General features: G+C 42.7%; 28 protein-coding genes. 5 read left to right on the top strand and 23 right to left on the bottom strand.

Annotated features, from left to right (window positions below; all coding sequences use genetic code 11):
• Positions 1–2 precede the first annotated feature (2 nt).
• Positions 3–620: a methyltransferase domain-containing protein gene (locus tag ARCPR_RS04340; protein WP_012940274.1), complete on the top strand. Its 618-nt coding sequence runs from the start codon at positions 3–5 to the stop codon at positions 618–620.
• Positions 621–654: 34 nt separating this feature from the next.
• Positions 655–777 carry a DNA-directed RNA polymerase subunit B family protein gene (locus tag ARCPR_RS09610; protein ID WP_012940273.1) on the top strand — a complete coding sequence of 41 codons (123 nt, stop codon included), beginning with the start codon at positions 655–657 and terminating at the stop codon, positions 775–777.
• Here ARCPR_RS09610 and rpiA read toward each other — a convergent pair whose 3' ends face one another.
• The 8 genes from rpiA to ARCPR_RS04300 are packed head-to-tail and all read right to left on the bottom strand — an operon-like array spanning position 778 to position 6,507.
• Positions 778–1,446: a ribose-5-phosphate isomerase RpiA gene (rpiA, locus tag ARCPR_RS04335; protein ID WP_012940272.1), complete on the bottom strand. Its 669-nt coding sequence runs from the start codon at positions 1,444–1,446 to the stop codon at positions 778–780.
• A complete protein-coding gene (gene surE / locus ARCPR_RS04330; RefSeq protein ID WP_012940271.1) occupies positions 1,439–2,221 on the bottom strand; it encodes a 5'/3'-nucleotidase SurE in 783 nt (260 codons plus the stop codon). The genes rpiA and surE overlap by 8 nt, the downstream gene beginning before the upstream one ends.
• Positions 2,218–2,397 (bottom strand): hypothetical protein, encoded by a 180-nt coding sequence (locus ARCPR_RS04325; protein WP_012940270.1) that lies wholly within the window; start codon positions 2,395–2,397, stop codon positions 2,218–2,220. Before ARCPR_RS04325 ends, surE begins: the two co-directional genes overlap by 4 nt.
• Positions 2,398–2,420: 23 nt before the next feature.
• Positions 2,421–2,756 (bottom strand): dihydroneopterin aldolase family protein, encoded by a 336-nt coding sequence (locus tag ARCPR_RS04320; RefSeq protein WP_012940269.1) that lies wholly within the window; start codon positions 2,754–2,756, stop codon positions 2,421–2,423.
• On the bottom strand, positions 2,753–3,358 hold the full coding sequence (pssA, locus tag ARCPR_RS04315) for a CDP-diacylglycerol--serine O-phosphatidyltransferase (RefSeq protein WP_187286424.1): 606 nt from the start codon (positions 3,356–3,358) through the stop codon (positions 2,753–2,755). The genes ARCPR_RS04320 and pssA overlap by 4 nt, the downstream gene beginning before the upstream one ends.
• The gene (locus ARCPR_RS04310) at positions 3,333–3,899 is read right to left on the bottom strand and encodes a phosphatidylserine decarboxylase (RefSeq protein WP_012940267.1); all 567 of its coding nucleotides are present in this window, start codon (positions 3,897–3,899) and stop codon (positions 3,333–3,335) included. The genes pssA and ARCPR_RS04310 overlap by 26 nt, the downstream gene beginning before the upstream one ends.
• Positions 3,889–4,638, bottom strand: a complete 750-nt coding sequence (artA, locus tag ARCPR_RS04305; RefSeq protein WP_012940266.1) for an archaeosortase A — start codon at positions 4,636–4,638, stop codon at positions 3,889–3,891. The genes ARCPR_RS04310 and artA overlap by 11 nt, the downstream gene beginning before the upstream one ends.
• 24 nt (positions 4,639–4,662) lie before the next feature.
• Positions 4,663–6,507 (bottom strand): DUF460 domain-containing protein, encoded by a 1,845-nt coding sequence (locus tag ARCPR_RS04300; RefSeq protein WP_012940265.1) that lies wholly within the window; start codon positions 6,505–6,507, stop codon positions 4,663–4,665.
• A 225-nt stretch (positions 6,508–6,732) separates the two neighbouring features.
• On the opposite strand from ARCPR_RS04300, the gene ARCPR_RS04295 reads away from it, so the two are divergent.
• Both ARCPR_RS04295 and ARCPR_RS04290 read left to right on the top strand, forming a co-directional pair.
• A complete protein-coding gene (locus ARCPR_RS04295) occupies positions 6,733–6,939 on the top strand; it encodes a DUF7557 family protein (protein ID WP_012940264.1) in 207 nt (68 codons plus the stop codon).
• A complete protein-coding gene (locus ARCPR_RS04290; RefSeq protein ID WP_012940263.1) occupies positions 6,940–7,203 on the top strand; it encodes a type II toxin-antitoxin system RelE family toxin in 264 nt (87 codons plus the stop codon).
• A 202-nt stretch (positions 7,204–7,405) separates the two neighbouring features.
• Here the strand turns inward: ARCPR_RS04290 and ARCPR_RS04285 are convergent, their stop codons facing one another.
• The gene (locus ARCPR_RS04285; RefSeq protein WP_048084401.1) at positions 7,406–8,353 is read right to left on the bottom strand and encodes an integrase; all 948 of its coding nucleotides are present in this window, start codon (positions 8,351–8,353) and stop codon (positions 7,406–7,408) included.
• A 114-nt stretch (positions 8,354–8,467) separates the two neighbouring features.
• On the opposite strand from ARCPR_RS04285, the gene ARCPR_RS10185 reads away from it, so the two are divergent.
• Positions 8,468–8,551 (top strand): PGF-CTERM sorting domain-containing protein, encoded by an 84-nt coding sequence (locus tag ARCPR_RS10185; RefSeq protein WP_187286430.1) that lies wholly within the window; start codon positions 8,468–8,470, stop codon positions 8,549–8,551.
• A gap of 136 nt (positions 8,552–8,687) precedes the next feature.
• On the opposite strand, the gene ARCPR_RS04280 is transcribed toward ARCPR_RS10185, so the two are convergent.
• From ARCPR_RS04280 to ARCPR_RS09345, 14 genes are all read right to left on the bottom strand, one after another.
• Complete coding sequence (locus tag ARCPR_RS04280) at positions 8,688–8,903, bottom strand: hypothetical protein (protein WP_012940261.1); 216 nt, start codon at positions 8,901–8,903, stop codon at positions 8,688–8,690.
• Complete coding sequence (locus ARCPR_RS04275) at positions 8,896–9,681, bottom strand: hypothetical protein (RefSeq protein ID WP_012940260.1); 786 nt, start codon at positions 9,679–9,681, stop codon at positions 8,896–8,898. The genes ARCPR_RS04280 and ARCPR_RS04275 overlap by 8 nt, the downstream gene beginning before the upstream one ends.
• Positions 9,656–10,897, bottom strand: coding sequence for a P-loop NTPase family protein (locus ARCPR_RS04270; protein ID WP_012940259.1), 1,242 nt, complete (start codon positions 10,895–10,897; stop codon positions 9,656–9,658). Before ARCPR_RS04270 ends, ARCPR_RS04275 begins: the two co-directional genes overlap by 26 nt.
• 5 nt (positions 10,898–10,902) lie before the next feature.
• Positions 10,903–11,454 (bottom strand): hypothetical protein, encoded by a 552-nt coding sequence (locus tag ARCPR_RS04265; RefSeq protein ID WP_012940258.1) that lies wholly within the window; start codon positions 11,452–11,454, stop codon positions 10,903–10,905.
• A gap of 134 nt (positions 11,455–11,588) precedes the next feature.
• On the bottom strand, positions 11,589–11,714 hold the full coding sequence (locus ARCPR_RS10115; RefSeq protein WP_012940257.1) for a hypothetical protein: 126 nt from the start codon (positions 11,712–11,714) through the stop codon (positions 11,589–11,591).
• Positions 11,711–12,676 (bottom strand): hypothetical protein, encoded by a 966-nt coding sequence (locus ARCPR_RS04260; protein ID WP_012940256.1) that lies wholly within the window; start codon positions 12,674–12,676, stop codon positions 11,711–11,713. The genes ARCPR_RS10115 and ARCPR_RS04260 overlap by 4 nt, the downstream gene beginning before the upstream one ends.
• 1 nt (position 12,677) lies before the next feature.
• Complete coding sequence (locus ARCPR_RS04255) at positions 12,678–12,992, bottom strand: hypothetical protein (RefSeq protein WP_048084397.1); 315 nt, start codon at positions 12,990–12,992, stop codon at positions 12,678–12,680.
• Positions 12,993–12,996: 4 nt separating this feature from the next.
• The gene (locus ARCPR_RS04250) at positions 12,997–14,388 is read right to left on the bottom strand and encodes a hypothetical protein (RefSeq protein ID WP_012940254.1); all 1,392 of its coding nucleotides are present in this window, start codon (positions 14,386–14,388) and stop codon (positions 12,997–12,999) included.
• Positions 14,375–15,109 carry a hypothetical protein gene (locus ARCPR_RS04245; RefSeq protein WP_012940253.1) on the bottom strand — a complete coding sequence of 245 codons (735 nt, stop codon included), beginning with the start codon at positions 15,107–15,109 and terminating at the stop codon, positions 14,375–14,377. Before ARCPR_RS04245 ends, ARCPR_RS04250 begins: the two co-directional genes overlap by 14 nt.
• A complete protein-coding gene (locus tag ARCPR_RS04240) occupies positions 15,109–15,462 on the bottom strand; it encodes a hypothetical protein (RefSeq protein ID WP_012940252.1) in 354 nt (117 codons plus the stop codon). The genes ARCPR_RS04245 and ARCPR_RS04240 overlap by 1 nt, the downstream gene beginning before the upstream one ends.
• Positions 15,452–15,601 carry a hypothetical protein gene (locus ARCPR_RS09745; protein WP_012940251.1) on the bottom strand — a complete coding sequence of 50 codons (150 nt, stop codon included), beginning with the start codon at positions 15,599–15,601 and terminating at the stop codon, positions 15,452–15,454. Before ARCPR_RS09745 ends, ARCPR_RS04240 begins: the two co-directional genes overlap by 11 nt.
• The gene (locus tag ARCPR_RS04235) at positions 15,598–15,867 is read right to left on the bottom strand and encodes a hypothetical protein (RefSeq protein ID WP_394295234.1); all 270 of its coding nucleotides are present in this window, start codon (positions 15,865–15,867) and stop codon (positions 15,598–15,600) included. Before ARCPR_RS04235 ends, ARCPR_RS09745 begins: the two co-directional genes overlap by 4 nt.
• Complete coding sequence (locus ARCPR_RS04230; RefSeq protein ID WP_012940249.1) at positions 15,855–16,163, bottom strand: hypothetical protein; 309 nt, start codon at positions 16,161–16,163, stop codon at positions 15,855–15,857. Before ARCPR_RS04230 ends, ARCPR_RS04235 begins: the two co-directional genes overlap by 13 nt.
• Positions 16,164–17,798 carry a S8 family peptidase gene (locus tag ARCPR_RS09345; RefSeq protein ID WP_012940248.1) on the bottom strand — a complete coding sequence of 545 codons (1,635 nt, stop codon included), beginning with the start codon at positions 17,796–17,798 and terminating at the stop codon, positions 16,164–16,166.
• Positions 17,799–17,804 lie beyond the last annotated feature (6 nt).

The following is a 17,804-nucleotide window of genomic DNA, read 5'->3' as shown; positions in this document are numbered from 1 at the left end:
CCATGGGCTTGCTAGATGACAAAAAAAGGGCCAGAACTTTTTACAAATACTTCTCCAAGATCTACGACTTAGTTAACCCCTTCTTCTATTCTGAGGAAATGCGTAAGACTGTAGTTGACATGGCCGAAATTGATGAGGGTGATCTTGTCTTAGAAGTTGGTTGCGGAACGGGTTTCACGACATATGAAATTGTTCGAAGGGTTGGTGAAGAGAATGTTATTGCAGTTGATCTAACGCCAGAGCAAATGGTTAAGGCTATTGCTAGATTTCCCAAGGCAAACTTTCTAAGGGGAGATGCAGAAAACTTACCCTTTAAGGACAACACGTTTGACGCTTCAATCTCGGCTGGTAGTATAGAATATTGGCCTCATCCAGTCTTAGGAATTCAGGAGATGGCAAGGGTGACAAAGCCGGGTGGCAGAGTAGTGATATTGGCACCAAGAAAGCCAGATAATCCAATATTTAGAAAGTTTGCGGAATCCATAATGCTGTTCCCCTCAACACAGCAATGTGTCGCTTGGTTTTTGAAAGCAGGTCTTGAAGATATAAGATACGTTGAGATGGGACCCTATAAATTCTGGAGCAAACTCGTTGTTATAATATCAGGTAGGGTTCCTTGAAAAAGGATAAATTCACAATTCAACAACTTTAAGCATGCTCTACCAGTGTAAGGTGTGCGGTTACATCTACGACGAAAAAGAGGGTTGCCCTTGGTTTGAAAAGTTTGAATTCGTATGTCCAATTTGCGGAAATAATGAATTTGAAAAACTCGAGTAATCAACGCTTCAGTATTTTTATACCATCTTTGCTACCGAGTATTACTTCATCTACGTTGCAGAATATACCGTTTTCAACGATTCCGGCGATTGCATTCAGGCTTAACTCAAGCTCTTTTGGATTTTCAATCTCATCGAAATTGCAGTCAATTATGAAATTTCCGTTATCTGAAATAACCGGGCCAAGCTTTCCGCTACCCTCTCTCAGCTTACAGATCCCACCCATCTCCTGCAATTTCCTTACAACGTGTCCGTAGGCAAAAGGAATGACCTCTATAGGAACGGGCATGCTCAACTTATCAACAAACTTTCTCTCTTCAGCAATTACAATGAACCTCTTTGAGGCTTGAGAGACAATCTTTTCCCTTGTCAAAGCTCCTCCACCGCCCTTTATACAGTTAAGATTTTTGTCAATCTGATCGGCTCCATCTATGCAGAGATCGAGCTCTGAATACTCAAATAAGTCTACAATCCTTATCCCGGCCTTCAGAGCTAGAAAGTGAGACTGGTAAGAGCTCGGAACACCGTAAACTTCCAAACCCTCTTTCTTTATCCTTTCACCCAACTTCTCCAGAAATACAGCTATTGTCGTTCCGCTTCCAATTCCCAAAACCATGCCATCCTCAACAAGCTTTACTGCTTCTTCAGCAACTATCTCCTTCTCATTCATTTAACCACCTCTCTAAGCTCTTAAAATCAACTTCAGCTGTCAAATCGACGCTTATAGGTGTCACACTAACATAACCGTTCTTCAAAGCGTGAATATCCGTTCCTTCCTCAGCATCTTCAATCTCAATGCCGTAGATCCAGTAATATTCCCTTCCACGAGGGTCGTACCTCTTCTCAACCCTCGTTCTGTAGAGTTTTCTCGCCAATCTAGTGACAACAATCCTTTCATCGACAGCCTTTGATGGAACGTTCACATTCAGAACGTCCACACCTTCTGGCAATCCATCTTTTAAAACTTTACGAGCAATCTTCCTTAAAACTCTCTTAGCCAAGCTGAAGTCGAACTCCTTGGGAAATACTTCAAACTTTTCGTGATCTGGCATTTCGAGAGATATAGCTATTGCCTTACTACCCTGCGTAGCGCCCTCTAAGGCCGAGCAAACTGTTCCTGAAGTTGTTACTGCTTCAGTTGACAAGTTTTCACCTAGATTTATTCCTGAAACTATCAAATCCGGAATTTCACCAATGACCTCATAAATTCCTAAGATGACTGCATCCGTCGGTGTTCCGTCTACAGCGTAAACTTCCATACCGTTTACGTGGACTTTGTGCATTCTTATGGGAGTCATTATCGAGATACTTCTCCCAACTCCACTCTTCTGAATCATTGGAGCGACTACGTAAACCTCTCCCAAATCCTTCAAAGCGTCGTAACTCGCTCTCAACCCCAGTGAATACAGTCCGTCGTCGTTTGTAATCAGAATTTTCGGTTTCATTGGATTTCAATCTTCTTAAGTTTCTTCTCCTTCTTCTCCTCAATCCTCTTGATACTCTCATCTATTAAGCATCTTAAAGCCAGCAAAATTTCTTTGTAAGCATTCGCCATGTGCTCTTTGAACTCGTTCGGGACAATTTCATCCGGTGTTGGTATTCTTATCCTAATCTCCTTCATGAATCAAGATTTTACTCAGACGTTTAAAAGCTTATCACCTCGAAGTTCATGTAGGGATACTTCATGTCTTCAACCCACTTCAAAGTTCCTCTAACTCTAACATTTTCAACTTCTACAACTACTTCCGCTTTTAGCATCTCCGGTGAAAGCGTTGTGTATCCAAACTTTGATATATTCCTCTTTAGAACATCTCTAACAATCTCAACTTTTGCATCAATCACAAACGGCTGTAACTTTACACAGCTCTCAATTGCCCTTTCCACAATATCTACATTCTCAAATCCAACTGGAATTCCTATAAACTGATGAAACAGCGCGCCCAACTTTATTCCCAATTCGAAGCATGCTCTGCAGATCATAACCTAACCTTGAATATGGGACTTATAATGTAGGCTAGAGTTAGGATTAGATTTATATATATTAACGTATCCAAAAATAAGCTTAGCAAGATAATCACTCCAACAATAGCTAAAACAACTTTGTTTCTCACCTTGACGTATCTAACGCCGCTTACCATCAATATCGAGAGTATTAAAGCAACTGCGTAAATATGCGGAAAGTCTGCGATAATCAGGCATGCAAAGAATAGGGCTGAAGCTGTTGTTGGTAATCCCAGAAAGTCTTCATACCTTAGTACGTTGAACCTCGCGAGTCTGTAAATGTTTGCCAGAAGGTATGGAATTGAAACGTAAAGCAGATTCATTTTGAAGAGTATCAGAGATGGTAGAACTCCAAATGATACGAGGTCTGCAAGAGAATCCAACTCTCTACCCAAATCGCTACCTCCTTTTTTCCTTGCAACAAATCCGTCTATTCCGTCCATCAAAACTGAGATCATTATAAACTTAGCAGCTAGGATCAGATTGCCGTTTGAAGCAACGCATATTCCCAAGAATCCAAATGTAGCGTTGAGTAATGAGAACACATCGGCGAATCTAAGCCTTGACTGCAATCGTCTCACCAGCCTTTACTCTATCACCGACTCTCTTAACAAACTTAAAGCCTTCAGGGATTTCAATTACAACTCTTGAACCCATAACAATCATACCTATTTTTTCACCCTTTCTAACCCTTTCACCCTCTTTGACAAAGCAGATTATCCTTCTTGCAAGAAAACCGGCAATCTGAACAACTTTAAATGTTCCATGATCGGTCTCTATGTATATCTCGTTTCTCTCTGAATTGGTATGCCTCATAAAAGCTGGAAGCTTTGATCCCTTACTGTAAACAATTTTTCTAACAATCCCATCAACCGGACTTCTATTTACATGGCAATCAAAGATACTCATGAAAATTTCAAGTCTTCTATCATTAACGTAGTCTATCTTCCCATCGGCTGGCGAAACTACCCCGTCCTCAATACCTCTGTCAGGATCTCGAAAGAATAGGATGGTTAGTGCTATTATAGGTAGCAGGATTATCAGTAAGTAAGGGCTGAGAAGAGCTAACGGTAGTAAGAGAAATTCCAATGCGATAAACTTTAAGCCCTGCTTAACGATCATTTCTAATCACCTTCTCAACTTCCCTCTTTAGATTGACTATCAAGTTTTCGAGTTCTGGCAGTTCCCTGAAGACTAAAAGTGTTATGACTATGAGCGATATCAATGCTAAAAATTTCGCCACAATATGGTGTGCAATGTAGAAGCTGTTTTCACCAAACCAGCTATATCCGTAAGATGCGAGCACAAAAACGTTCCTGAACAGGTTTAGAACGTATATAACTGGAACAGAAACCAAAAATGCCTTTACCTTTCTGCTTAAATCAGCTCTGACGCCAAAACAAGCCCCAGCAAATAGAGCCATACTCTCTATACCTGTGCACGGCAGTATTATTTCGACACCCTTACCGTTAAGCGTAATTTCATTCCAGCTCAATCTATTAAACTCAAAACCGAGAAGTTTGCCCAAAATAAGTGTTTGATCAGTTACAATTTTTATTAGAGCTATTCTAAGAGGTTCGTACAGTTCAAATGGAAAGTAAAATGCTATAGCGAGTAAGGAAAATCTCGTCGTTTCGACCATTACATCTAAGTTTCCTTTCAAGGTGGTGTATCCCAACAGGGAGAAGAAGAGAAAGGCTAGCGTAAACACCGTGACGTTAAAGTAATCTTTGATTTCGAGAAAGTATGGTACATTTTGAAAGAATGCTAAGCCTGTTAGAAGCCAAGCGATAAAGCCCACAAACCTCTTCTTGCTAACTATGAATGCCAACATTAGAAGTGATGATATCACTATCAGCATCCTCAGGAAGTTCTCAAGAGGATTTTAAAACTTTCTACGCATTCTATACTCTACGAACAACTCCTCGATTTTATCGAGCTTTTTCTTCCTTATTTCTTCAACTTTGGTCCTGTAAACTCTTTCAAAGCTTTCAGCGTTAACTAAGGCAAAAGTCTCGCTTTCAATAATGTCTATTTCATCTGCAGATATGACGGGGATCTCCCTCTCCTCTAAAATCGACTTTGCCAAGTGGGACATCTCATTCTTAACTATGACAGCTTTAATTCTTTTCTCGCAGAGGTACTCAGCGTTACTCTTACCACCGCAGCTTGCATCACGTATTAACACTACATCTCCTTTATTTATTCCAAGTTCTCTTTCAAGCTTGTCTATTTCTTCTTTCGTGAATTTTCTGAGAACCTTTACCTCCATCCATCCCTTAAATTCCAATAACTTCATCTTTCTAATTCTCTCGATCTCCTTTTCAAGCTCTTCAATTCTTTTATCTCTCTCTTTTAGAGCCTTTCTTAGCTCTACTATTTCACTCTGCAAAGACCTGACCAAGTTGTCTCTTCTAATTCTCTCGTAGCTTTCTTTGGACATCTCAACTATCTTACTTCTCAACTTCTCAATTTTTTCACTCAACTCTTTTACCTTCCTTCTGAGAAGTTCATTCTCCTCTCTAAGCTCTTCAATTATCTTAAGGTTCATTGTTGGAGTTACAACTTTTTCTTTCTTCTCGACTTTCTCTTCTTTTTTCTCTTTCTCCTTGTCTATGATATTCTTTAGAGAATTACCCCTTATAACTTCGGCTTTAACAAAGTCTACATCCAATCCGGCAGGAACTCTCTTCTCAATATTCTTTATCTTGTTCTTGAAAGTGTTGTAGGCGGATATGGCTACAGCTATTGCATCCCTCTCATGGTCGTTTAAGTAGCAGTAGCCCGATGTTATCTGTCTCTTCTTCTCAACACTCATATCCTCTCTGGGAGTCCATAAAACGGCATTAAATGAAGCTTTAAGCTTTAGGACTAGTTCCGGCGGATTGGATTTGTCAGTTGCAACGACAACGGGCTTTCCTACAGACGTTATATAATCGATGATCTCACCGTAACTCCATCCCTTCTTACTCTTTACATCTAAGAAATTCCCGTTTAAGTCTACCATTGCAACAGCCGTCGTAGTTCCAGGATCTATTCCAACTATAACGAAAGGCTTGGACTTTCTCAGTGGAATGAATTCTATCTTTTCCTTCTCAACAGCTTCAACCTTCACTTGAACATCTCCAAATCTGAAGGAGTTTATTGGAATCGAGCTTTTAGGTGCGTTTACAACAAGAACTCCCTTCGAGATTCCACCGTAACCGCTTTTGACACTCTCAACGTACTCTAAGCCAAGCTCATCGAGCTTGCTTTTTATCTCGTTGAAAACCTGCCTTACGGAGTTATGTACCTTCCTCTTGTACTTCTTCTGCCTCCAACCACCCCTTCCAAGACTTCTGTTTCTTGAAACTGTTATTATCGTTCTGTCCATGAATACAGAGACTTCTTCACCAACCCCAAGTTTTGCCAAGTACGCGCAGGCTTTTGCTTCATCAACCGGGTTTCTTGGATTTATCGTTAGCCCAAACCTTTTAGCTAGCACGGGGAGGGGATACTTTCCAGCGACTTGAACAAGCTTGGTTGTTGAAGGAGCCTGTCTCAAAAACGTTACGAGCTCTTCCTTCGAATCAAACAATTCGAAGACATTATCAACTGCTACAATCTCGGGTTTGTACCTTCTGATAAGTCTGAAGAGCTTTATCTTTGAAACTATCTTTTCATCCTCATGCTCAAGCACGAACAACGCATATCTGTTATTCCCGACGATGTCTACGCCGAAGGTTACCACTTTAATTGTGTAGGTCAGTATTGTTGATATTGGTTTTGGTGAAACAATAGATGCGGCCGCCGGGATTTGAACCCGGGCAACGGGCTCGGGAGGGTTGTGGTCACAATATTACTAGTAATGCTGTGGTCACAATCATCGGACCTGCAATTGTGACCACAAAGAAGATCCGCAGGTACCGACCTGTGGACACAAAGTCTTAAATTTTTGCGTTGATTAGGTTACCTTATGGTTACGGTTACGCTTAACAAGGATGTAGTAGAAAAGTTGGAAAGGATCAGAAGAGAAGGAGAAACGCTTAACGATGTAATAAAAAGATTAGTAGAAACTTACGAGGAGCTTGAGGATTATATTGACGAAAAATGGGAGAAGCTTCAAAGAGATAAGGAGAAGTTTATAGACCTTGAAGATTACGCATCTTCGAGAGGTCTTTGAATGTTCTCGGTTTTGATCCATCCTGACGTAGCCAAATTTTTAGACAAGTTATCCGAAGAAGACAGAAGAAGATGTGTTGAAGCTTTAAGAAGGTTAAAAGAAGATCCTTTTACTCCTCATCCCGGTGCGGACATAAAGAAGTTAAAAGGTAGAGATAAAACCATGTATCGATTGAGAGTCGGAGATTTCCGATTCGAATATTTCGTTGAAGGTAATACTGTTTACGTGGTAGAAGCTTTTAGGAGAGGTAGAGGTTACAGGTAAAGTTGTGTCCACAATTACAGGACCTGCGGTTGTGACCACAAGCGGACGTCCTCCAGATTGTTGTGTCCACAAGTTATATAACAGGCTTAGAATTTGGTCCAATCGACTTTTTGTGACCACAAATTGGGGGGTGTTATAAGACTTCCCAACCTCGAATTTCGCACGAGACGAAAAATACATAAAAATTTGATAAAAATAGAGCTTAGAATAAACCGCTCAAAATCTCTTCTATTCTCTTCATTACGAGTGGATATACTTTATCTGCCCGACGTAGGAGTTCCAAATAGTATTCACCCTCTACCGATTTACCAATATCGCCGGGACGACCCATTATGAAGCTCCTAACGTCTTTATCTTTCTCAAAGTCTGCGAGGACGTTATTAAACCACTTTCTGATGTACTTTGACGTTACGAGTCGTCCACTTTTGGCTTTATACGTTATCTTCTTTGTTTTTACCGTTTCTTCCGATAATTTCATTCTCCTAATCTTCTTTGCAAGCCAAGTGGGCATATATATCCAGAATCCCTCTTTATGACCCATTGTCAAGTGTCCTATTTCGTACCTTGCAAAATCGTCCGTATACACGAGATACGTGGGATCCCATTCTTCGAGCATCCTGAGGACGTGCCTCAATCTGGCACCGCTGAAGGCTATTATTAACGCCACTAAGTAATACTCCTCCGCTAGGTTCCTCTTGTAATACTCAAAACCTTCTCTAACGTCCTCATCGGTAGGTATTATCTTGTCACCCTTACCCTTTTTGATGGGAACAGCCTTTCTTATCTCTTTAGCGGTTTCGTGGCTGATTAGCTTCTTCTCCTCTAAGTAATTCACCAGATTTCGAATAGCCTTGGCAACGTTGTTAGCTGGTCTGCTCTTGTACAACTGGATCAAGGACTTGGGTGTAATCCCGTCTAATCCCTTCAGAATGTGGAGGTATCTCTCCGCTGTTTCGAGGCTAATTTTATCTTTAAGCCATCTCTCAAAGTCTTCCTTGAGTTCTTCATATTTCAAGGGCTTTGGATCGTAGAATTCCTCTTTTCCTGTTAGGAAGTCGTATAGTTTCACTTCTAAGAACGTTTTTAAGTCTATTCCGTGTTCCACTGCCTTTTTCAGCAACTTCTCGTCTATCTCCAACTCTATTTTCACCCTTTCATGGGTTTATTATTACTAAATATAAGGTATTATAATTTCTGAGTCAAGAAAAACTTGACTCAAAAGTTTAATAGATAGCATTACTTAAAAAGAAGGGAAGGATTATAAATAAATATCACCGTACCAAAGGAGGTTAAAACGCCAGGGTTTGAGGTTATTGCTGGACTTATAGCGTTAGGTAGTAGTATTTAGGTTAAAAGGACTAAAAAATAGAAATTTTTGGACTTATACAGTTTTTTAACGGCTGATTTAACTACATCGTACGCAAGATTACCAAAGAATACTCTACTGGCAACTATTCCAATCAGCTAAAGATCAAACTAGTTCATTACTTCCACCTCACAACTTTATAGCCTCTCTCCTCCAACAGCCTGACTATCTCCCTCTTGCTGACCTTCCCATCTATAACGAGTCTGATCACTGTTCTTCTGCCGAGCTGTCTAAGGAATAAATTGTCAAAAATCAAGTAACCCATAGCTGTCAACGCAAGCAGGAACCCTGTAACCTTGACAACAGTAAAACAAACGCTGAACGGATCAGGCATCGCTATCAACCTCCTTCAGCTTTTCCTTAATCTCCTTAAGCCTGTTCTTGAAATGCTCAAGCAGATCGGCGGTCGGCTTATACTTCTCCTTGAATGCTTCTATCAGTTCCTCATCGCTCTTTGACAGTAGATCTCCGATTGTGTAGATGCCCAGGCTTCTGAATATTGCAAGCTCCGTATCATCTTCTGCAACCGTCTCGATTCCCTTTTTCCGGACCTGATAGCAGAACCATTCCCTCTGCTTCTCCCTGACGATCTTCTCAACGGCTTCCTGAATCCTCTCCTCTTCGGTCTCGATGGCCGGCTTCCTGTAACGTAAGATCAGATAAAACGTCAGTATGGGCCAAAGCCATCCTGTCCAATAGGTGAACTGAACGTAATACTCATCCACCTTGTTTTCTACGTCTTCCCAAGTTATCGGTCTCCTTTCAAGCTTTGCAAGCTTCTCCTTAAGCCTCTTGTTTTCTTCCCTCAGCTTCTTAATTTCCTCCCTTAAGATTTCATTCTGCTTCCTCAAGTCCTCAACCTGCTTCTGAAGGACTTTCACAAGCTCTTCAAGAGTCATGTTCGTTTGATTTGCCGGTGTCGGAGTTGGTGTCGGTGTAGGTGTCGGAACGGGAGTAAGCGTTGGAATTGGTGTCGGAGTCACGTTAATGCTCAGATTTAGATTCGTCTGATTCAGAGTCTGATTGACTGCCGTCTCGTTTACCGTGACGTTCCCTGCAACCGCTAAACCAACCAACATAAGCAAGCTAAACAATATCAAAAGTATCCTCATATTTCTCAAACCTCCTAAACTCTTTTACAAAATCAACCGGAGTGAATTGGCCTTCCCTTGCCTTCCGGCTCATCGGAGGACGAACCATGATTTTTTGGCATGTCAGCATGTTGTGAAAGTAAGCGTAGGACTTGCCCAATCGTCTAAGCTCATGCGGCTCGATTCCAAGCATTTTCGCAATCTCTTCAGACCAGCTTCTCTTAAAGAACCGCTCAGTCATCTGTTCCTTAACGACCTCATCTATATCCTGCCAACTCTGGAAGTCGAGAGTCCAAGCCAAATGCTGGGCTCTGCTTATCCTTGCATAGATCTGAAGCTGAGCTCTCGCTCTTGTCTGGTATCTTGACAAGCTGTCAAGCAAGTCTTTGCTACGGCTTGGAGCAAAGAGGTTGGCATCTGCAACGAAGAAGCTCAAAATACGATCATGTGGCATATCCTTCCAAGTCTCATAGATGGCGCTGAGATAAATCAGCGAGCAGACGAAACGGTCTAGGGGATCGTCAACGAATGCGAAAGTAATTATGCTGATGTAATCTCCACTCAGAACTTCTCTCAGGCTGTAACCCTCATCTGAAATAAGATTCAGGTTGGCTATGTAGAGAATCTTTTGGGCTGTAGCTTTCATATATCCGGGAACATCTTCTCCTTCGAGAACATCTTTGAGCTCTTCTAAACTTCCAGCATCCTGCAGATATGCTGTGAGCAGTAGTCTCTCTACTGGACCGCTCGGAAGAATCTTCGGGATAAGATTAAGCAACTCATCTTCGGTGAGCTTTATCGGCTTGAAGAACTTTTCAGCCTCTGGATACTTCTCGACAAATTTCTGATATTGCGGTGTGTTTGGAGTATATGCGATTGTTCTAATCGGCTTAGGCTCAAGATCGAATTCATTTTTCAGGACTTTAATCATTTCTGGATCGTCATTTGGTAGATTCATGAAAATACCTTCACACTTTGCCTCTAAGCTCGGTTCAATTTCTACGACTTTCCTGCCCCTTGCGTAATCGACCTCTTTAAGAGTCTGAGCAAGGGTTGTTTTTCCTGCTCCTGTAACTCCGACAATAGCCCTATGCTTGACTTTGCTTGATACTGTGACGAATTTCCCTTTTTTGTTGATCCCGACAGCAAGCTCTCCCAATTCTCTCGTTTTGTCCTTTATTTTGACTTTAACACCTCTATGTTCTCCGTAATACCTCCTAAAAGTCGCAGACAGCACAGATATCACCTCACGATCAAAGTTTCGGCAGCTTCGTAAATCCCGGCTAAGAACCGCTTTCTGATGAGACTTGCGTAGAGCGGATTTGGTAAAACCTTGAGCGGATTTTCTTCAGCAACTTCGAGAACTCCAAATTCTACGAATGCCTTAACGACCCTTCTGACATGATCTACAGCGTTTTTGTCATCGGTTCCATATACCCATCTCGCAATAGCTCTAAGATCTGCAGGTTTTTCGTGTCTCCTAGCGAAAATAGACATTACAATTGCACTTCTGACATCGTTTTCCCTATCGAAAACACTTTCAAGCTCCTTAATGAAATTCTCCTTTGATTCTTGAACAGTTATCGATTTTTTGAGATAAACAACGCATTTTATCAATTTCTCAACAGCATCTTCGAGAATTCTCAGCTTTTCACTCGGAAAGACAGCATTTTTGTATTCTTCAATGTGCTCTCTGAATTCATTTTCGTAGTCGAGAGCGATCTCTACAAACTTGTTTCTAATTTTTGGGCTATTCCCATTAAGATACTCCAAGCTAACTTCGTTATCCCCCAAATTCTCACCTCCAATTACTCTTTTTTTCAGCTTACAGCCGTTTTCAGTCTACGACGACACCATTTATCGACTCCGAGATACCACCTCCTTTCAGCGGGAAGCCCGCTGTGAGCGTAAAAAATAATGGAAGAAGGTTAATTCTTCTTCCTCTTCCTCTTTACCGGCTTCTCATAGACGTTCCCATACCTATCCACATAGCATAAGGTCCCGGGACTCCTCTTCACCTTTCCAATCTTCCTCCAACCCTTCTTCTGACTCATTTACTAACCACCTCTTCCTTTCCATCTTCCTCAAAATCTGGACCGAGAATGATTCTCTTATCCTGAATAGCCGACAAAACTTTTCTTGCCGTTCTCTCCCTCTCGGCTTCAATGTGAACGAACAGCTTACCGATCTTCTCAACCTTCTCGAGATTGTCCTCAAACATCTTGTCAAATCTCTCCTTGATCGGAACAATAGCATCCTCAGCAAACTTCCATCCGGTCATTAGATACTCCTTCAGAACCTTGTTCTCCTTCAACAAGGTGTCAATAGCCTTCTGCTGTCTCTCGACGAGAATCTCTCCGAGACTATCGACTTCCCACTCATAGAAATCAACATCAATAACTCCCTTTGCAGTCTCAACCTTCTCAACCCACGTCGGCTTATCCGGAGGATAACCTGCAATAATCCAAACGTTGCCGAAGCTCAAACGGGCATGCTTTGGGATAAAATGCTTCTCTCCGTTCCATTGAGCGTTTAGCAAAGACTTTGAAGGATAAACAATATAACCGTATTCCGTTTCAATTATTGTCGGCTTGATGATCTTCCTCTCGGGCAAAAACGGAAGCTTAACACCTATCAAGGGCTTAACCCTTACGCATATCTCCCTTTCGGGATTCCTTGCAGGAATGATCCTGATAGTCCTTGCTTTGGCTGATTCAATCGTCATCAAAGTCATGAAGCCCAAGAACGCAATGAGACCAACAACCTGATAGACGTTGAACCTCTCTTTTGCAAGTTCAGCATGAGCCTTCCCTATTAGGTCCGCAAGCGCTCCCAAACCTTTGGCAGTGTATTCAGGATTAACTAAGAAGAATACGCAGAACGCAAATAACACCGCTGAAATGCTGAATATTAACGTGCTATGCTTATAGATCCACTTTGCGATCTTCGTTGCCTTGCTTTCCTCCCTAACCTTTTCCTCGATCTCCTGAATTATGTCCGCTGCCGGCTCATCCATTTTAATCACCTACGAAGTATTCAAACGGGATATAGACAAGCGTAAGAATCAGCAGGAGCCAATTCTGACTGTAACCGGTGATCATGTTTAGGATGACGAGACACAGGATCATATCCGCAATAAGCATCCTGAAGCCCGCTGAGAACGGATAAAGGTTCATGATGAACGGATTGCCCTTGTTCGTTATGTAATGCAAGCATAAGCCCAATATTGCCGCTATGAATCCCATTCCGCTATTTATTTCCCCCGAGACTATCGTCAATGCAACTATCACCAAAAACCAAACAACCTCGATAACCGTCAGGATCACGGCCATCACCTCACATTCTAAACTCTAAAGCAACCTCCTTAATGATGAAGTCCACAGAGACGATTATCTCTCCATTAAGCAGAGCCTGAAACATCTCGTCCCAATTGAACTCTATTCCTTCGATGTCACCGATTGACCAACTTGCCGCAACCACGTAAGCCGAGACGGCTTCATCGTAATGCTCGGCATAAAGCTTCGTCCAAAATCCTCCAGGAATCCTGAAGTTGAAGTAACTCGGCTCAATCATGCTCGGAGTTATCAGATCGACGAAGTTCTCAACCCTCTCCGCAAGCTTTGTAGCAAAAATTATGATCTGCTTCCATTTCTCAGCCTTCCAATTGACTATAACATGCGGCTCACTCTCCCAAACAAGCAGAGCATCTAAAGCCCTGTTCAGTTCAAGAGGGAATCCTGCCGCAGCCCAATCGGCAAAGCTTATCCCGGCCCTAATTGTTACATACCACTTGACATCTGCGGACGGAGGTTCAATGCGGAAGTCCTGAAATATCTGAATTAAGCCGAACAATCCCGAATATAGCAATTGAGAGAATTCAATCGCTCCGTCTTTGGACAATCTTGCCCTGAATACGTCCCCTTCCTTTGATAGAACTACAATGGGATGATATTCCTTATATTTGAATATTCTATCAGAATCGCTCAACGTCAGATAGTCCGTGCTTGTGTTTACAGGAAGCTTAATGAAGCTCAATAGGTTCAGATCCTCCGGATAAGTTATCGTAACCGAAGCAAATCGAGTCCCGTTTATGTCGTCAATGCTGTCCACGATAAGCGCTGCCCTCATCCCGGCTATGCTAAGATCTAAGCTCTGACCGGGATTGAGTGTCAAATCCCTGCCGGCAATGTTGAACGTTACGCTTGAAGCTCCGATTTTCTTGACCGTAAGAATGCCGTTAGTGAGTGAGATTGCATTAATTCCATCCTCTGACAGCTTAATGAACGAGCCGTGACTGAATACCGCTTTAAGCGTTGATTCGGCAGTAGAGGATTCAATCTGCCCGTCTCCGTCAACGTCAGCCGATACCGTTGTTATAATTTTGTAAGCTCCCGGATCTCTGAACAATGCCGGGCTTACTTCAGCAATAAACGCATCTACGGAATCGTTGAAAGTCAATGATCCGGATGCTAAAACTCCACCCTTCGGATCAAGGATCCTATACGTTGCAGTTGCTCCCAAGCTTGCCGAGAACGGATTAACCCTGCTCGATCCTTCCGTATAGGTCCCACCGAATACGACAATATAAACATGCTGCGGCTTCTTGTCGAGAACGATCTGATTCGGAATCGCAAACGGAGGATAGACCTGAATAGAGTCGTCCGCTAATGCTGGAACCGCTATGAGCATGAGTCCAACCAAAACCATCAAAACTCTATGAAATCTCATCCTTCCACCTCCAAATCAAATAGATCGACGTTCCGATGAATCCGAGCAGGAACCAAATTGGAGTAAGATCCGGCTTCGGATCTACGGTCTCATGACCGAGAAAATCATCAAGGAAAATGATGAAGCCGGCCATAAACAGCGGATCAACAACTTTCGTATAGATTCCGCATAATGCAAGCCCTAAAGCAGCATACATCATCCCTAACCCATACCAAGCATGATCTACTCCGAAGGTGAATATCGCAAGGGCCGAACCCATTATGGCCAATCCAAAGATCAGGAATAGCTCCCAAGAATGAGCGTAACGGTCAATATTCACGTCAACGAGCATAACCAAGCCGATTATTCCAACCCCGAGAATGAACGCATTCGTATCAGCGTTAAGAGTGATCGGAGCAAAATATCCCATTATTGAAACGAGAATTAATCCGGCTCCTGTCCAAAATAGTAGAGGTTGCAGGATCCCCTCATCCGCTGCGGTGAAATACATTAATATGCTTATTCCAAGCAGGGCTCCACCTATCCAAACGGCCTTATAATAGTCCGTTGCCCAATTTATGAACAGGATAAAGATTGCTGATCCGATTGCTACGATTCCAGCCGTCGAATCCCCTTCTCTCAGCTTGAAGTTGCCGTATAGAATAAGAATAATGGCTAAAACTATGCTCCAAATTAACATTCCTCCAGCCGTTGCAGCCGCAAGATCAGCATTATAGGCCATCATGGACCACCTACGATGCCTGTAATAGCTTCAGGCGTCAGAATTCCGCAATAATACGCAATCAATGCTATAAATGCGGCAACGAAGAATGTCCTAACCCATGCGTTAAAGGCATAGGCTATTACTATCGAGTCAAATATCAGTATCGCCGAGAAATTTGTTACTCTAAAGACATCTGCGTCGAATAGAGGTGTTTTCAGGAATGCTAAGTATTCTTTGGTAGCAACTACCAAAGGAACGACAGATATTATCGCCGCCAATACCGCTGCATATTCCCAACTACTGAACAATCCAACCGCAATAATGAATGTGAAAAATACCGCCAAGATAATTAGCGATGGGTCAATCGGCAATCTTGATCACCCCTCTTACAACGAGAGCAATTATTACCGACTGAACTGTCACCTTCACGAGTTCTTCCCAGCTTGTTATTCCAAAGAAGAGCAATAGCAGCACAAGGACTGAGATAAATATGATAAATGTCATCCTCATTCCAACCACCCCAATTTATCAGCTATAACAATCGCAGTAGTTGTAGGCAGGAAGTCAAGAGGTGGAGTAAGGAATCCATCAACCGCTGAAATTATGCCGGCTTTCCAGTTCCCGGTCAGTAGAAATGCAATAGATCCTCCTGCAATTCCTTCTCCAAAGTCTCCGATCAGCGGAATCACGTTCAAAGCATCAAGAACGTCGTATCCGATTGCTATCAGTAGCTTTACTGGGAACGGAAGATCTGCCAAAACTGTCAATCTAACCACCCCTGGGATGAACCTATTGCCCAGCCAACTGGGCCCAATAGAATCGCTATTATGTTAATCAGCCCGTATTTCCAGAGAAAGATTGCAAGGATGATTAATCCTGGAATTATGAAGAATGTTAGCCCAATCCCGATTGCTATGCTCCAAAGTAGATAAGTGAGAAAATCCTTCCAATCTCCATGAAGAATGATCATCAATGCTACTGCAAAAGCCCACCAAAGCATCGCTACAACTCCGAAGATCTCTGAGTTCTCTGGAATAATTGGAGTTGTCAGAATGAGTTTAAGGTAGTCCACTTAACCACCTCCGAAAAGAGCTTTAATCCAACCAAGAGGGTCAAAGACGTTCGATCTCTTTGGTAATTTCTTCACCGCTGCGTAAGCATCGACAACTCCGGCTCCTTCCCATATCTCGGGCTGTGTCGGATCATCCTTTGCCGTTGCTTGTAATAGTTCCTTGATCCTCTCCGGCTTGTCCTTTAAGCTTGGATCGCTTTCTAATAACAGGGCAATAACACCGGCAACATGAGGAGTTGCCATTGAAGTTCCAGACATCTCTATGAGTTCCCTTGTGTTCGCTCTTGCTGAAGGAATCTTAACTCCCGGAGCCGCTATGTCTGGCTTGATGTCCTCATAGTTCGTTCCTGGTCCTTTACCGCTGAACGATGCAACCTTGCCATCCTGATCAACCGCTGCAACCGTAATCGCATAAGTTGCAAGTCCCGGACTGTCGATGACTATGAACTCGTTGCCGGCTGCAACAACGACAGGGATCTTCTTCTCCTTGACGAGCCAATTGACCTTCTGACAAACGGGATCCGAAGGATTACCGAAAGGTGTCCCGAGACTCATGCTGACTACAATGGGAACGTCAGGATGCTTGTCATGCCATTGTGCAACGTAATCCAAGCCCTTGATAACGCTGCTTAAGGATCCACCTCCATTCTTACCCAAAACCTTGACGTTCAGAATTGCAGCGTTGGGAGCTACTCCCGAAACCCAAACGAGTCTCCCGTCCTTGTTTATCTGAACGGGATAGCCCGCAGCTATGCCGGCACAGTGGGTTCCGTGTCCGTGATAGTCATGCGGATCCTCTCCTTCAACGAAGCTGATCGATCCGATAACCTTGCCCTTAAGCATGGGATGATTTTCGTCAACTCCTGTGTCCAGAATAGCAATAACGACGTTCCTTCCTGTGATGTTTTCCATCCATACATCGGAAGCCGCTATGAGCTTATCATTCCAATAAGCATTTTCAGCCTGCTTCCTCTCGATTATCACCTCCTTAACCGTTTTATTTTCAACGCAAACGGGAACGTGAGGATTTCCAACCCAATACCTATAACCTGGATGTCTTTCCATCGTGTTGTTGGTCCTGTTGTCAGGAGGTCTCTCGGGGATCTCATGCGGATCAGGCTGTCTCGGAGGATTAGGTCTCTCAGGAACTCTCGTCGTAAAATCAAGCCATACGCTTGCAACGTCAAACTGACTTGCATCCTGCAAAATGAACTCCTTGAGCTTCGGCTTATCGACGAACTTGAAGATAACCGCATTTATGCCCTTGTCAATGTGATCGACTTCAGCCCCGAGAAGCTCTGCAATTCGATAGATGACATCAAGATCCGGAAGTCTCTTGAACTGAATTATAACTCCAACCTCAGGCTGAAGGGCAAGATTTCTCAAATCGGGATCTGAAAAATTAACGGATGAGCCTGAAATTATGCTCCACGAAGTTTTCTCGACGTAAACTCCGTTGATTATCTCATAATTTGCCTTGAAAAGCTCGAGATTCTCAATCAGATCGGAATGATAAAACAGATCGTTCAGCTTCTTCAAAATCTTATCAATCGGCTTGAATACATCCGATAGATCGAACGCAGCCGCAGGATAAACAGCCAATATTAAGATTAAAAAAATAGGAAAAAGTCTCATGGTCGA

The sequence above is a fragment of the Archaeoglobus profundus DSM 5631 genome, assembly GCF_000025285.1.
GTDB lineage: Archaea > Halobacteriota > Archaeoglobi > Archaeoglobales > Archaeoglobaceae > Archaeoglobus_B > Archaeoglobus_B profundus.
This window is presented reverse-complemented; position numbering and strand designations above follow the sequence as displayed.

Excerpts from the sequence above, each read along its gene's own strand:
- ARCPR_RS04280 (WP_012940261.1), bottom strand. The coding sequence starts at position 8,903 with ATGCCTGATCCGTTCAGCGTTTGTTTTACTGTTGTCAAGGTTACAGGG.
- ARCPR_RS09745 (WP_012940251.1), bottom strand. The coding sequence starts at position 15,601 with ATGAGGATGACATTTATCATATTTATCTCAGTCCTTGTGCTGCTATTG.
- ARCPR_RS04320 (WP_012940269.1), bottom strand. The coding sequence starts at position 2,756 with ATGATCTGCAGAGCATGCTTCGAATTGGGAATAAAGTTGGGCGCGCTG.
- surE (WP_012940271.1), bottom strand. The coding sequence starts at position 2,221 with ATGAAACCGAAAATTCTGATTACAAACGACGACGGACTGTATTCACTG.
- rpiA (WP_012940272.1), bottom strand. The coding sequence starts at position 1,446 with ATGAATGAGAAGGAGATAGTTGCTGAAGAAGCAGTAAAGCTTGTTGAG.
- ARCPR_RS09345 (WP_012940248.1), bottom strand. The coding sequence starts at position 17,798 with ATGAGACTTTTTCCTATTTTTTTAATCTTAATATTGGCTGTTTATCCT.
- ARCPR_RS04260 (WP_012940256.1), bottom strand. The coding sequence starts at position 12,676 with ATGGATGAGCCGGCAGCGGACATAATTCAGGAGATCGAGGAAAAGGTT.
- ARCPR_RS04250 (WP_012940254.1), bottom strand. The coding sequence starts at position 14,388 with ATGAGATTTCATAGAGTTTTGATGGTTTTGGTTGGACTCATGCTCATA.
- ARCPR_RS04290 (WP_012940263.1), top strand. The coding sequence starts at position 6,940 with ATGTTCTCGGTTTTGATCCATCCTGACGTAGCCAAATTTTTAGACAAG.
- ARCPR_RS10115 (WP_012940257.1), bottom strand. The coding sequence starts at position 11,714 with ATGAGTCAGAAGAAGGGTTGGAGGAAGATTGGAAAGGTGAAGAGGAGT.
- ARCPR_RS04245 (WP_012940253.1), bottom strand. The coding sequence starts at position 15,109 with ATGGCCTATAATGCTGATCTTGCGGCTGCAACGGCTGGAGGAATGTTA.
- ARCPR_RS04325 (WP_012940270.1), bottom strand. The coding sequence starts at position 2,397 with ATGAAGGAGATTAGGATAAGAATACCAACACCGGATGAAATTGTCCCG.
- ARCPR_RS04310 (WP_012940267.1), bottom strand. The coding sequence starts at position 3,899 with ATGATCGTTAAGCAGGGCTTAAAGTTTATCGCATTGGAATTTCTCTTA.
- ARCPR_RS04275 (WP_012940260.1), bottom strand. The coding sequence starts at position 9,681 with ATGAGGATACTTTTGATATTGTTTAGCTTGCTTATGTTGGTTGGTTTA.
- ARCPR_RS04255 (WP_048084397.1), bottom strand. The coding sequence starts at position 12,992 with ATGGCCGTGATCCTGACGGTTATCGAGGTTGTTTGGTTTTTGGTGATA.
- ARCPR_RS04295 (WP_012940264.1), top strand. The coding sequence starts at position 6,733 with ATGGTTACGGTTACGCTTAACAAGGATGTAGTAGAAAAGTTGGAAAGG.
- artA (WP_012940266.1), bottom strand. The coding sequence starts at position 4,638 with ATGCTGATAGTGATATCATCACTTCTAATGTTGGCATTCATAGTTAGC.
- ARCPR_RS04340 (WP_012940274.1), top strand. The coding sequence starts at position 3 with ATGGGCTTGCTAGATGACAAAAAAAGGGCCAGAACTTTTTACAAATAC.
- ARCPR_RS09610 (WP_012940273.1), top strand. The coding sequence starts at position 655 with ATGCTCTACCAGTGTAAGGTGTGCGGTTACATCTACGACGAAAAAGAG.